The organism is Streptomyces sp. PH10-H1, from assembly GCF_030063355.1.
Classification (GTDB): Bacteria; Actinomycetota; Actinomycetes; order Streptomycetales; family Streptomycetaceae; genus Actinacidiphila.
On sequence record NZ_JASISZ010000071.1, the window covers coordinates 1 to 13204 of the forward strand.

Here is a 13204-nt window from a genome sequence, read left to right on the forward strand (position 1 = left end):
AACACGGCATACGGGGCGTGCCCGAGGGTCGGCAGCTTCGTACCCGGGCCGACCGAACCCAGCACCCAGCGCGGCCGGTCCCTCGTCGCGAAACCGTCCGCGACCTCACGCGCCAACCGGGCACCGGCCACCGACAGTTCATGGATCCGGCCGGGGATTTCGTACTCCCCCAACGCCGCCAGATTCGCCCCGAAGGTATTGGTCTCGACACAGTCCACACCCGCCGCGAAATACTCCTCATGCACCGACCGCACAATGTCCGGCCGGGTCACGTTCAGCACCTCATTGCAGCCCTCCAGATCCTGGAAATCCTCCAGCGACGGATCCTGCGCCTGCAACATCGTGCCCATCGCACCATCAGCCACCACCACCCGCGACGCGAACGCCGCACGAAGGGCATCGGCCCGGGACGTCCCGCTCATGACACGGCCGCCAGGTGCGGTTCGATCTCGCCGGCCACGACGCCGCCGTGGGTGCTGTCGATCCTCCCGAGGAGGTCCGCGGCGGAGAGCTGGTACTCCTGCGGACCGACGGATTCGAGGACGATGGTGGCCAGCGCGCAGCCGAGTTGGGCGGACCGTTCTGCGGTCCACTTCCACGCCGCGCCCGCGAGGAACCCAGCGCGGAAGGCGTCGCCGACTCCGGTCGGCTCGGAGGGCGCGGTGGTGAGCACGGCGGGTACCGAGATGGTGGGCTCGCCGGTGCGGTCGATGCGGACGCCGTCGGCGCCGAGGGTGGTGATCCAGGTGCCGACCCGGTCGAGGACCTGCTGCGCCGTCCAGCCGGTGCGTTCCTGGAGCAGCGAGGCCTCGTAGTCGTTGGTGAACAGGTACCGTGCGCCGGTGACCAGCTGGCGCGCCGACGGGCCGTCCAGGGTGGCGAGTTGCTGCGAGGGGTCGGCGGCGAAGGCGATGCCCAGGCAGCGGCATTCCTGGGTGTGCCGGAGCATCGCGTCGGGGTCGTTGGCTCCGATGAGGACCAGGTCGAGGCCGCCGGCGCGGCCCGCTATCGGACCGAGCTCGATCTCCCGTGCCTCGGACATGGCGCCCGGGTAGAAGGTGGCGATCTGGTTCTGGTCGGCGTCGGTCGTGCAGACGAAGCGCGCGGTGTGCCGGGTCTCGCTGACCCGTACCGGCGTCGTGTCGACGCCGTTTGCCTCGAGCCACTTCCCGTACTCGGCGAAGTCGACACCGGCCGCCCCGACCAGCAGCGGCCGGATTCCCAGCCGCCCCAGCCCGATGGCGATATTGGCCGCCACCCCTCCCCGCCGGACCTCGAGGTCGTCGGCGAGGAAGGACAGGGAGACCTTGTCGAGCCGGTCGGCGAGCAGCTGCTCACTGAAGCGGCCCGGGAAGTTCATGAGATGGTCGGTTGCGATCGAACCGGTGACGGCGATCTGCACAGCGCTCTCTCCTTCGGTCAGCCTCGCACGGTGGCGAGCAGCTTTTCGACCCGGTCGGTGCGCTCCCAGGTGAGGTCGGGCAGCTCGCGGCCGAAGTGCCCGTAGGCGGCCGTCTGCGCGTAGATCGGCCGCAGCAGGTCGAGGTCACGGATGATGGCGGCCGGGCGCAGGTCGAAGACGCTGCGGACGGCGTCCTGGATCTGTTCGACCGGGACGGACTCGGTGCCGAAGGTCTCGACGAACAGTCCGACCGGGGCCGCTTTGCCGATGGCGTAGGCGACCTGGACCTCGCAGCGGCGGGCCAGACCGGCGGCGACGACGTTCTTGGCGACCCAGCGCATCGCGTAGGCGGCCGAACGGTCCACCTTGGACGGGTCCTTGCCGGAGAACGCGCCACCACCGTGGCGGGCCATCCCACCGTACGTGTCGACGATGATCTTCCGACCGGTCAGCCCCGCGTCACCCATCGGACCGCCCACCTCGAACCGGCCGGTCGGATTGACGAGCAACCGGTAGCCCTCCGTGGACAGGTCGATGCCGGCTTCGGCGAGGGCCTCGAGCTCGGGCTCCACGACGTACTCGCGGATGTCCGGGGCCAGGAGGGATTCCAGGTCGATGTCGGAGGCGTGCTGGGAGGAGACCACCAGGGTGTCCAGCCGCACCGCCTGGCTCCCCTCGTACTCGACGGTGACCTGGGTCTTGCCGTCGGGGCGCAGATAGGCGACGGTGCCGTCCTTGCGGACCTGCGTCAGGCGGTGGGCGAGACGGTGGGCGAGGGCGATGGGCAGCGGCATCAGTTCGGGGGTGTCGTCGCACGCGTAGCCGAACATCAGGCCCTGGTCGCCGGCGCCCTGCCGGTCGAGGTCGTCCTCGCCGCCCTCCACCCGCGACTCGTACGCGGTGTCGACGCCCTGCGCGATGTCGGGCGACTGGGCGCCGATCGACACCGACACTCCGCACGAGGCACCGTCGAAGCCCTTGGAGGACGAGTCGTAGCCGATGTCCAGAACGGTCTGCCGCACGATCGCCGGTATGTCGGCGTACGCGGACGTGGTGACCTCACCGGCGATGTGCACCTGGCCGGTCGTGATCAGGGTTTCGACAGCGACCCGGGATGTCGGGTCCTGTCGCAGCAGCGCGTCCAGGATGGAGTCGCTGATCCGATCGGCGATCTTGTCGGGGTGGCCCTCGGTCACGGACTCCGAGGTGAACAGTCGGCGGGACACGGTTCCTCCAGTTGGTCGGTGACCTCGGCCCATGCTGCGAGCTGAGCCTGCAAGGCGGCTCAAGGCGGGGTCGACGCGTGCAGTGCGTCAGGTCCTGGTGTGCTCGATGAGGATGGCGGCGTCCTTGTCCCCGTCGCCCGCCGCGATGACCTCGGCGAACCTGGAGCGGACCATGTCGAGGACGGGGAGCTGGATGCCCGCTTCGAGGGCCGCCTTGTTGGCGAGCCGCAGGTCCTTCTCCATCAGCGAGGCGCGGAAGAAGGCGGGTTCATAGTTTCCCTTGAGCATGAGTTCCGCCCGGAAACGCATCACCATCGAACTGAATCCGCTGGCCGCGATGGAGGCGATCAGCAGGTCACGGTCGAGGCCGGCGGCCTCGCCGTAGGAGACGCCCTCGGCGAGTGCCGCGATCTGCGCGCCGAGCAGCAGGTTGAAGATGAGCTTGATGGTGCTCGCCATGCCCGGAGCCCCGGCCATGATCACTTCCGAGCTGATGACGTCCAGGATGTCGCGCACCGCGGCGATGTCCTCGTCGGCGCCCGAGGCGAACACCCGCAGCTCACCCTTGTGAGCCTGGAACGGGTTGCCCACCACGCACGCCTCCACCCGGCGCAGGCCCAGCTCCGCCAGGCGCGCGGCGGAGTCCCTGGCGTACCGGGGGGACACGGTGGAGGTGTCGATCACAATGCTGCCGCGGTCCAGCACCGGCGCCACCTGGTCGAAGAGGATCTGTTCGACGGCATGCTCGTCACTGAGACTGAGCAGCACGACGCTCTGCCCTGCGGCGGCCTCCTGGGGCGTCGGGGCGTTGAAGGCGCCCTGTGCCACCAGCGCCTCGGCCTTCTGTGCGGTGCGGTTGTACACGGTGAGCGCGTACCCGGCCTTGAGCAGGGTGTGTGCCATCCCCCGGCCCATGTTGCCCAGTCCGATGAAGCTGAGCTCCTTCGCGTCCATGCCACTCCTCGGTCGACGGGTCAGGCGGTCGCTGCGGCGGCGCCCACACCGCCGAGGTCATACACGATCTGGGTGAGGACCATCTGTCCTCCGGTGCGGAAGGGCTTCAGCCGCCGCCGGTGCTCGACATGCGCTTCGCTCCGCTCGAACTCCCGGAAGCTGGGTTCATCGCGCCAGTCGGTGATGACGTAGTAGACGCTCTCCTCCTCGACGCTGCGCACCAGCACCTGTCCGAGGTTGGCGTGCTCCAGCGCGATGAGCCGGCCCACCTCGAGCCAGGCGTGTTCGAAGCTCACGTGCGAGCCCGGACGAATCTCCATCCGGAGGATCACCCTGAAGGGCGGGGCGCTGTGGGTTCCCCTGCCTGTGCTGCCGTTCATGTCACCGCCTTGTCCCGATGCCAGCCGCCGAATCCCGTCCGGCGGTCGGGCGAAACGCTGGCAGGGCACGATCGAGGACAGCTCAAGAAGTCCCTCCAGCGCGGCCCGAGGGCTCGGCCGGACCCTGCCGGGGTCAGTGCCGCGAGCAGGGGAAGGTGCCGAAGCCATGCGGACAACTCACTCACCCATGCACGTCCTTGTCATCGGCGGCGGTATCGGCGGCCTCTGCCTCGCACAGGGGCTGCACCGGGCCGGGGTCGCTGTCACCGTGTACGAACGCGACGAGTCGCCGGAGGGCCGGAGGCAGGGCTACCGGCTGCGGATCAGCCCGGAAGGCGAGTACGCCCTGCGCGAGTGCCTGCCGCCGGCGCTGCTGGAGCTGCTGACCGCCACCTCCAACGAGCGGGACGACGCCGGTCTTGTGGCCTACGACGAGCACCTCGTCCAGCAGTGGGCGCCGGCCTTCGACGATCCGCGCGGGGACTCCCCCGACAAGATCGACGCCGTCGACCGGGTGACCCTGCGCCGCATCCTGCTCGCCGGCTTGGGCGATGTGGTCCGATTCGGCAAGACCTTCGAGCGCTACGAGCAGAACGCCGACGGCCGGGTCGTCGCGCACTTCGAGGACGGCACCCGGGCCGAGGGCGATGTGCTGGTGGCGGCGGACGGCACCAACTCCCGGATCCGCGCCCAGGCCAGGCCGTGGGACGTCCCCAAGGACCTGGGGGTGCGCACCGTCTTCTCGCGCATCCCGCGGGCCTCTGCCGTCAGCGGGGGTATGCCGGAGGTGCTGCGCGACCGGTTCAGCTATGTGATCGGCAGCGACGGGCACCACATCGGCCTGATGCCGATGACCTTCCGCAGCCGGCCCACCGAGGCGGCGGCGCGGCTGTGGCCGGACGCGGCGCTGGAGGATACCGACGACTACTACATGTCGGTCTTCAATGTGCACGGCGAGGACCTGGGCATGACGGACGAGGCGTTCTTCGCGCTCAGCGGCGAGGAGCTGTGCCGGCTCGTCGTGGAGCGGACCCGTTCCTGGCACCCGGACCTGCGCGGGATCTTCGGCCACGCCGAGCCGGAGGCCACTTTCGCGGTCGCGCTGCGCGCCACGACGCCGGTCGAGGCGTGGGAGGACGGCCCGGTGATCCCGCTCGGGGACGCCGTGCACACCATGCCGCCCTCGGGCGGCGTGGGGGCCAACACCGCGGTGCGCGACGCGGCCGCGCTCACCCGGGCGCTGGTGGCCGTCGAGCGCGGGGAGCAGGAGCGGAGTGCGGCTTTCGCGGAGTACCAGAAGGCGATGGTCGAGTACGCGACGGAGGGCGTGCAGATGTCCCTGAAGATCGCCCAGTGGTCGATCAAGAAGGTGCAGGACGTATAGGCGGGTCTCGGCGGGTGCTCGTCACGCTCCAGGAACCGCCGTCCACGGGGTCGGCCGCCTGCCGGTACTTCTCATGGGAGGCGGCCGGCTTGTGCTCAGCGTTACGGGAGCGGGGTGAGGGTGGTGCCGTCCGCTTCGAGGAATCGGTTGCCGACGCGGATGGTGCCCACACCGAGGTTGTCGACGAGCAGACCCACGAGGACCTCGACGCACGACGACGGGGCGGCATTGGTCTTGTAGACGGCGAAGAGGTGGTTGTCCTCAACGCAGTAGGACGCCCTCCCGCCGGAAAACAGGGGACTGTCCCACGCCAAACCGTTGCCGTTGTCGCTGAAGGTGGTCGTGACCGTGGCAGCGCCGGCGGACCACAGGGGGCCGTACCCGGTGTTGACGTCATCCATTGTCGTTCCGTAAACCCCCTGCGCGCCCGTGAGTTCGCCATTCACGATGCGGAACACGCCACCTACGGGAACGTCCGCTCGCGCGGGCGAGGCGAGAACCACGCCGCTGGTGAGGGCGAGAGCGGGTACAGCGAGGAGAGCGCCGATCCGGGTGCGCAGACCAAACATGTTCGACTCCTTCGTGGGCCGGGTGAGCCGGGGCAGTGCGGCTGGTCCCCGCGCTGCCGCCGGAATACCGCCGACTACCGGCAGAGCTCTGTCCCATCGGACGCCACGAAACGGGATCGTGCCTCTCGGCCGGGGCAAGCGGGTGACGGCTCAGGGCGATCGCCACGCCGTTGGACGTCCTCGGCAGGTCGGCCGGTCACGCTGCCCGAGCCGGCCACCGCGGCGCTCGCTCGGGGCGGGGGCGGGCGTAGGCCCGCCCCCGCTCGCGCCTCAGCGGCCCCCCGCGGTGTGCACCACTTCCCCGTTGACGTTGCCGTTGGCTTCGGAGCAGAGGAAGACGATCACGCGGGCCACGTCCTCCGGGGTGCTCAGCCGGCCGCTGGGGGTCTCCTGGCCGCTGTGGGCGATGATGGCCGGGTCGACGTTCTGCAGGCTCTCGGTCAGGGTGCCGCCCGGTGAGACGACGTTGACCAGGATGCCGTCCCGGGTCCACATCAGACCACGGGCGAAGCCGTGCAGCGCCGCCTTCGCGGCTCCGTAGATCTCCGAGCCGGGGCTGCCGTGTTCCGCCGTCACCGAGGACAGCAGGACGACCCGGCCCCAGTGGCGCTCGCGCATGCCGCGCAGGGCGTGCCGGATCACCAGCATGTGCCCCTCCACGTTGTCGCGGAGCAGCGGAAACCAGTCCTCGGTGGACAGGTCCTCGAAGCGCGGCAACTGGTCGGGGTCGACCCAGAAGAACGACTGGGCGTTGGCCACCACGATGTCGACGCCGCCCCATGCGTCCTCCACTCCGCGTACCGCCGCCTCGATGGAGGCGGGGTCGCCGAGGGCGCACTGGGCGGCGCGGAACCGTTCGGGGCCGCCCAGTTCCGCGACGGCCTTCTCCGCCTCGTCCGCGGCCGAGTGGTAGGTGATCGCGACCCGGGCGCCCTCCTCGGCGAATACCCGTGCCGTGGCACGGCCGATGCCCCGGGTGGCACCGGTGATGAGGACGCGTTTGTCCCTGAGCCCGAGATCCACGCCTGCTCCCGTTCTGTCAGAAATCGCCGTCAGAAATCGCTGTCAGAAATCGTCGCGGTCGCCGCCGCGGTAGATGTAGAGCTCCTGGGCCATCTTCCGCTTCATCGCCGGCACCCTGGCCGCCAGCCAGAAGTAGCCGCGCATGCTGGCCAGCACGAGCCGGCCGAGGTAGGGCTTGTGGACCGGCTGGTCGCCGCCGGTCTGCTTCTTGGAGGCGATGACGGCCTCGAAGCCGTACTTGATCATTCTGGTCTCGTACTCGTGGACGGCGTCGACCAGGGTGCTGCGGCCCTCGTTGAAGGCGATGAGCTGGTGGCACAGCAGGGCCGCGTCGCGCAGCGCGGTGTTGGCGCCGACGCCCTGGCCGGGGGTCATGGTGTGGATGGCGTCACCGATCAGCGTGACATTGCTGGACTTCCACTGCTCGATCGGCACCGAGGTGCGGATGTTGATGACGAAGGTGGTGCTGATCTCGCCCATGCGGAACAGCTTGCGCAGATCGGGGTTCCAGTCCTTCGTCATGTCCAGCGTCAGCTGGATGAGGTCCTCGCGGCTGCGCGTGAGCACGTCGGCCGGGAACTTGTCGGTGGAGGCCCAGAAGCCCCAGTTGATGTAGTCGCGGGTGTTGTCGAACAGCATGCCGGGCCACTGGTCGAGCAGCTCGGCGTCATTGCCGCCGATGCCGTTCTTGACCTTGCCCTCGCGGTCCCACTTGAACTCCATCGTGTGGAGGATGCAGCTGTAGCCCTTGGGAGCGAGGACCAGCCCGATGCCCTCGAAGACCTCCTTCGGGAGCAGCGCCTTGCTCTCCTCGGTGAGGGGGACCTTGGACGAGATCGAGATGATCTTCGCGTCCTCCACCTTGGACTGCGGCAGATACTGCTCGCGCACCGCGGAGTTGGCGCCGTCCGCGGCGACCAGGAGGTCGCAGGAGGCCTTGGTGCCGTCGGCGAAGAACGCGGTGACGGTGCCGTCGTCGTTGTTCTCGTAGTGGGTGTACTTCTTGTCGAAGTGCACGATGTCCTCGACGCCGGTGAACAGGACCTGGCGCAGCGTCATCCGGCTGACGGACTTCTCGCTGTTGACCGGGTCCTCGTCGACGACCAGCGGCAGGACGATGTTCGGCTTCAGGTCCTCCTTGAGGAAGCTGAAGTACTTCGGCGAGCGGGCGCAGGTGCTGACGAAGACATCGAACAGCTCGGGCGGCAGGAGTCGCTTGAGCGCCCGGCTGCCGTCGGGGTCGATGCCGACCCGGTAGCCGTGCAGACCGCTGGTCCTGGTGCGGTCGCGCTCGTACACCGCCACGCTGATACCGGCCCGTTTCAGGCCGTGGGCCAACGCCATCCCACCGGTACCGCCGCCGATGACAATCACGTGGAACGGATTGTTCGTCATTCCTGGTGCATCCTTTCGATCCTCCGTGCGCCTCAGGCCCAGACCGTGTTCATCTGCTCGTCCCGGATCGCGAACACCTGCCGTTCCAGAAGGGAGTTGACGATGACGGCGGACCGGACGGCGAGCAGGCTCAGATTGGGGTCGGCGAGTCCATGACCTACCCTGCTGCGGTTCTGTACATACATCCGGCAGCTTTCCGAGAACTTCCACCGTATCGAGTAGTCGGCGTCCACCACCGGTTCACCGCTCGAGTCCGTCTCGAGCAGATCCAGCAGCCGCGGGGCCAGGGGCAGCGGTGAGGCCTTGCGTCCGGTGGCCAGGACCACGGTCCTGGCGGAGTGGCGTTCGCGGCCGCCCCAGTCGCGCTCGCACCACAGGGCGATCGTGCCGTGCCGCTGCGAGGCCTCGACGACACTGCGGCCCGGCAGCATCATCACGGGCGAGCGGCCCTCTCGCAAGAACGCCTCGTAATTGGCCTGGTAGAGCACCTGGAGCGTGGTCATCGACACGCCGTCACTGGTGAGTGTCTGTTCGGCGACGTATCGCTCGCGGACGTTCTCCGGCAGTCCCTGGAAGAAGCGCAGATAGGTCGGACGGTAGAAGTCGTTCGCCGAGGGCGACTCGTCCATGGGTGCGAACCATTGGCGGCGTCCGATCCAGCGGATGTCGCGGAAGCCGCGCTGCACGAGGTTGAGCACGCATTCGGCGCCGGTCTGCCCGCCGCCGACGACGATGGCCTGCTCGTACGGCACGCTCGGGACGGTGGTCAGGTGGGTCTCCAGCTGCTCGGCCTGCACCACGCCCTCGATCTGCTGGCCGGCGAAGCATGCCGGCTCGTCCGCGCGGGTGCCGAGCCCGAAGACGACATGGGTGGCGGTGGCCACCGGTCCTTCGGGGCCGTTCAGGACGAACCTGCCGTCGGCGAAGTCGACTTCGGTGATCTCCGAGCTGTAGCGCACCGAGCCCAGCCGGCCGGAGGCCCAGGCCAGGTAGCGGGCGTACTCCAGGCGCGGGATCGATTCGTACTGCGCGTTGAGGAAGGCGTAGATCCGGCCGGTGGTGACCATGTAGTTGAGGAACGACAGCCGGTTGCGCGGGTCCGCCAGCGACACGAGGTCCTTGATCCAGGACGTCTGCAGCTGGGTGCCGGAGCCGAGCAGTCCGGGGTGCCATGCGGGCCCTTCCCGACGTTCGAAGAGAACAACGCCTCCCGGTACCACCTCCTCCCCCAATGCGGCGAGGCTGAGGTTGGCAGGTCCCGCTCCAAGGCCCGCCACATGGTGGTGCGGCACGGCGTCGTCCCGACGATCTGAGGTCCGCATGGCAGCTCCCATCACGACCGATGGTGATCGCACGCCTTGGAGCAGGACTCGAGCGGCACTGGACCGGCGCCGCGCGCAGTCCGCCCGTCCGGGCGGCGAGCGCCTCGATCACGTTTGTCAGTGGAAAAGCGAGGATCGAAGGGATCGGGAGAGATCAGCAGGAACGGACGCCGGGTCAGACCGACTTGAGCATGCCCGCGTCGATCAGCCAGTCGCCGCCGGTCGCACCGGGCAGCCGGTCCGAGGCCAGCAGCGCGACGATGGCGGCCACCTCCTCCGGCTCGATGATCTTCCCGGTGGTGAGGCCCATCCACTTCGGGACGGCGGCCACCAGCTCCTCGGCCGAGGCCATCCCCATCCGCTTCGCGCGCTCGGGGCTGTCCCAGGTGTCGGTGCGGACCGGTCCGGGGGACACGGTGTTGACCCGTACACCCTGCGGCCCGAACTCCTCCGACAGGGACTTGGTGAGGTTGGTCAGCGCCGCCTTGGCCGCCGAGTACTCCACCAGGCGCGGCGCGGCGAGCCGGCCGTTGACCGACCCGATGTTGACGATCGCGCCCTTGGACTCGATCAGGCTGGGCAGGGCGGCGCGGATGGTCCGGATGGCGCTGAAGAAGTTCAGGTCGAACCCCTTGCGCCAGCCCTCGTCGTCCAGGTCGAGGAAGCCCTGCGCCGACACGGTGCGGCCGCCGACGTTGTTCACCAGGATGTCAAGACCGCCGAAGGTCTCCACGGCGTGCTCCACCAGCCGGGCCGGGCCGTCCGTGGTGGTCAGGTCGACCTCCAGGGTGTGCTTGGTGGCCTCGCTCAGCGCCGGTCCGATGGTCCGCGCGCCACCGAGCACCTCCACTCCCTCGGCGGCCAGGGCGCGCACGATGGCGAGACCGATTCCCCGGCTGGCACCGGTGACGACGGCCCGTTTTCCCGTCAGCTGCAGATCCATGACGACTCCTCATTCGTAGGTACGTGACGGACCCTCGGGCCCTGGGTGTTCAGACGTTCCAGGCCACGGGCAGGGCGTGCGGGCCGCGCACCAGGCCGCCCGTGCACCAGGTGATCTCCTCGGGCGCGACCGCCAGCCGCAGGCCGGGCAGCCGTCGCAGCAGCGCCTCCATGGCCTCCTGCAGCTCCAGCCGGGCCAGCGCGGAGCCGAGGCAGCGGTGCACGCCGAACCCGAATCCGAGGTGCTGGTTGTGCGGACGGTGGAAGTCCACCTCGTCGGCGCCGGCGAAGACCGTGTCGTCCCGGTTGGCCGCGGTCATGACCGGCAGGACGTACTCCCCCGACCGCACCAGCGTGCCGCCCAGTTCGACGTCCTCGGTCGCCCGCCGGGGGGAGCCGGTGCTCACGCCCAGCGGCGTGTAGCGCAGCATCTCCTCCACCGCCGAGGGGATCAGCCCCGGGTCCTCCAGCAGCTGCCGGTGGTGGTCGGGGTGGGTCAGCAGGAAGTAGGTGAAGTTCGCGAGCTGGTCGGCGAGCACCTCGTGCCCGGCGATCAGGATGGTGACCGCGATGCCCACCAGTTCCTCGTCGGTCAGGTCTCCCTCGGCGACCAGCGACCCGAGGAGGTCCTCGCTGGGTTCGTCGTGCCGGCCCGCCACCAGGTCCGTCAGATAGCGGCGCAGCTCCTGTCCGGCCGCACCGATCTGCTCCGCGGTCAGCTGGTGGAGCTTGGCGGCGAGGAAGGACTCCGCGAGCGCGCGGAACCGGGCGCGGTCGGGCTCGGGCACGCCCAGCAGCTCACAGATCATCAGGATCGGTACGGGCAGCGCGAACAGCTCCATCAGGTCGGCGGGCGCGCCCTGCTTCTCGACGGTGTCCAGCAGGTCCGAGATGATGGCCCGCGCGCGCGGCCGCAGCCGCTCCACGCCGCGGACGGTGAAGGCCGCCGCGAGCAAGCGGCGCAGCCGGTCGTGCACGGGGCCGTCCGAGGCGATCAGCAGATTGGCGCGCTGCACGATCGGCAGCAGCCTGGGCTCGTCGGGCCCCACGGAGTGGGCCCGGCTGAACCGCCGGTCGCTGAGCAGGGTCTTGCCGTCCTGGTGGCGTACCGCCAGATAGCCGGGGCCGCCGTAGGGCAGCTGGACCGGGCACAGCCCGGCGCCGGCGCGCAGCCGGCCGAGTTCCGGTTCCACGTCGAGGCCCTCGGGGTCACCGAAGGGGAAGGCCACAGGCTCGGTTGGGGTGGGCATCTCGCATGACCTCTTCCCGCTCGCGTCGGGGCCCCACGCTGGCGGGGCGCTCTCGACGACGGCTCGAACACCGACAGGGTCAGTTCCCGGCGGCCAGCGTCTCCAGTTCAGCGGCCACGTCGCTGGGGGTGGGCTGCGCGAGCATCTCCTCGCGCAGGGCCGCGGCCGCCGCACGCTCCGGACCGTCGGCGAGCAGCCGGGTCACCTCGGACCTGATCCGCTCCGCGGTCGCCTCGTCCCGGGTGAGCACCTCGCCCGCGCCGGCGGCCAGCACCCGGCCGGAGTGTCCGGCGTGGTCGGGCAGTTGCGGGATGAGCAGCATCGGCACGCCGTGCAGCATCGAGGTGAGTACGGTGCCGGCGCCGCCGTGCGCCACCACCAGGTCGCATTCGGGCAGCAGCTGGTGGAGCGGCGCGTCGACCTCGATCCGGACGCCCGGCGCCAGCGGGCCGAGCAGCGTCCGCTGCTCCCCCGCGACCGCGAGCACGATCTCCACGTCCAGCGGGGCGAGCGCGCGGGCCACCTCGCCGGCCAGGAAGCGCCGGGGGTCCAGCCGGGCCATCGTGTGGCCCCAGGTCACCAGCACCCGCGGCCGGTCGCGCCGCTCCGGAAGCGGTTCGGGCCGCTCGCCGGGGCCGTTGTACGGCACATAGCGCAGCGGCAGCCGACGGTAGTCCACCGGCACCTGGAGCCCGGCCGGGGTCGGGTCGACGGTGACGGCGCCGAACGGGTCGGGCCCGGCCACCCCGAAGCGGGCGGCGAGCGGCGCGATGGCGTCCGGCAGCATCTGCTGGGCGCGCAGCATCAGGTCGGTGCCGTACAGCAGCCGGACGGCCGGTACGCCGACGGAGGCCGCCGCGATCGGTCCGGCCAGCGCCGTCGGCTCGAAGACCACCAGGTCGGGGCGCCATTCCTTGGCCAGCCCCACCAGGTCCTCGGTCATCGACTCGGCGTGCGCGAGGAACATCTGCAGGGCCCGAGGTCCGCGCGCGGCGTGCGGCGCGCTGCTGACCGCCGGGCCGTCGGTCTCGGACGGGAGGATGTAGCCGCGCACCATCCCCACCCCGTCCACGTCGTACCCCACGGCGGTTCCCTGCAGACCGGTCCGCAGCAGTTCCTCGCGCAGCCCCGGCTGGCTGGCCACCAGCACTTCGTGGCCGGCGGAGCGGAAGGCCCACGCCATCGGTACGAGTGCGTACAGATGTGACGGCCAGGCCCAGGTGGTGAACAGCACCCGCATGTCTCGTCCCAACCCTTCACCGATATGTGACTCGTGACGGACGGCCGGCGCCCGCACCGGCGCGCGCTGTCGCACACCTTGTCGCCCCGGGCCCGTGAGCCGCTCGAGCGGCGATTG

The 13204-nt window shown here is 70.0% G+C and carries 13 protein-coding genes; 1 reads left to right on the top strand and 12 read right to left on the bottom strand.

Features of this window, described 5'->3' with window-relative positions; genetic code table 11:
* From QMK24_RS31845 to QMK24_RS31865, 5 genes are all read right to left on the bottom strand, one after another.
* The coding region (locus QMK24_RS31845; RefSeq protein ID WP_283470329.1) for a homocysteine S-methyltransferase family protein at nucleotides 1-422 on the bottom strand (422 nt) is incomplete at its 3' end.
* Nucleotides 419-1402: a carbohydrate kinase family protein gene (locus QMK24_RS31850; protein WP_283470330.1), complete on the bottom strand. Its 984-nt coding sequence runs from the start codon at nucleotides 1400-1402 to the stop codon at nucleotides 419-421. The genes QMK24_RS31850 and QMK24_RS31845, both read right to left, overlap by 4 nt.
* Nucleotides 1403-1419: 17 nt before the next feature.
* Nucleotides 1420-2628, bottom strand: coding sequence for a methionine adenosyltransferase (metK, locus tag QMK24_RS31855; RefSeq protein WP_283470331.1), 1209 nt, complete (start codon nucleotides 2626-2628; stop codon nucleotides 1420-1422).
* Nucleotides 2629-2715: 87 nt separating this feature from the next.
* Nucleotides 2716-3582 carry an NAD(P)-dependent oxidoreductase gene (locus QMK24_RS31860; RefSeq protein ID WP_283470332.1) on the bottom strand — a complete coding sequence of 289 codons (867 nt, stop codon included), beginning with the start codon at nucleotides 3580-3582 and terminating at the stop codon, nucleotides 2716-2718.
* Nucleotides 3583-3602: 20 nt separating this feature from the next.
* Nucleotides 3603-3902 (bottom strand): antibiotic biosynthesis monooxygenase family protein, encoded by a 300-nt coding sequence (locus tag QMK24_RS31865; RefSeq protein WP_283470333.1) that lies wholly within the window; start codon nucleotides 3900-3902, stop codon nucleotides 3603-3605.
* 226 nt (nucleotides 3903-4128) lie between these two features.
* Here QMK24_RS31865 and QMK24_RS31870 point away from each other — a divergent pair, with 226 nt between their 5' ends.
* Complete coding sequence (locus QMK24_RS31870; protein WP_283470334.1) at nucleotides 4129-5346, top strand: FAD-dependent oxidoreductase; 1218 nt, start codon at nucleotides 4129-4131, stop codon at nucleotides 5344-5346.
* A 101-nt stretch (nucleotides 5347-5447) separates the two neighbouring features.
* Here QMK24_RS31870 and QMK24_RS31875 read toward each other — a convergent pair whose 3' ends face one another.
* From QMK24_RS31875 to QMK24_RS31905, 7 genes are all read right to left on the bottom strand, one after another.
* Entirely contained in the window at nucleotides 5448-5915 is a 468-nt protein-coding gene (locus QMK24_RS31875) for a hypothetical protein (RefSeq protein WP_283470335.1), read from the bottom strand.
* Nucleotides 5916-6185: 270 nt separating this feature from the next.
* Nucleotides 6186-6938, bottom strand: a complete 753-nt coding sequence (locus tag QMK24_RS31880) for an SDR family NAD(P)-dependent oxidoreductase (protein ID WP_283470336.1) — start codon at nucleotides 6936-6938, stop codon at nucleotides 6186-6188.
* A 42-nt stretch (nucleotides 6939-6980) separates the two neighbouring features.
* The gene (locus QMK24_RS31885; RefSeq protein WP_283470337.1) at nucleotides 6981-8333 is read right to left on the bottom strand and encodes an FAD-dependent oxidoreductase; all 1353 of its coding nucleotides are present in this window, start codon (nucleotides 8331-8333) and stop codon (nucleotides 6981-6983) included.
* Between the two features lie 32 nt (nucleotides 8334-8365).
* On the bottom strand, nucleotides 8366-9655 hold the full coding sequence (locus QMK24_RS31890; protein WP_283470338.1) for a lysine N(6)-hydroxylase/L-ornithine N(5)-oxygenase family protein: 1290 nt from the start codon (nucleotides 9653-9655) through the stop codon (nucleotides 8366-8368).
* 175 nt (nucleotides 9656-9830) lie between these two features.
* Nucleotides 9831-10598, bottom strand: a complete 768-nt coding sequence (locus tag QMK24_RS31895) for an SDR family NAD(P)-dependent oxidoreductase (RefSeq protein WP_283470340.1) — start codon at nucleotides 10596-10598, stop codon at nucleotides 9831-9833.
* A gap of 49 nt (nucleotides 10599-10647) precedes the next feature.
* A complete protein-coding gene (locus tag QMK24_RS31900) occupies nucleotides 10648-11847 on the bottom strand; it encodes a cytochrome P450 (RefSeq protein WP_283470341.1) in 1200 nt (399 codons plus the stop codon).
* A gap of 79 nt (nucleotides 11848-11926) precedes the next feature.
* Complete coding sequence (locus QMK24_RS31905; RefSeq protein ID WP_283470342.1) at nucleotides 11927-13087, bottom strand: nucleotide disphospho-sugar-binding domain-containing protein; 1161 nt, start codon at nucleotides 13085-13087, stop codon at nucleotides 11927-11929.
* Nucleotides 13088-13204: the final 117 nt, after the last annotated feature.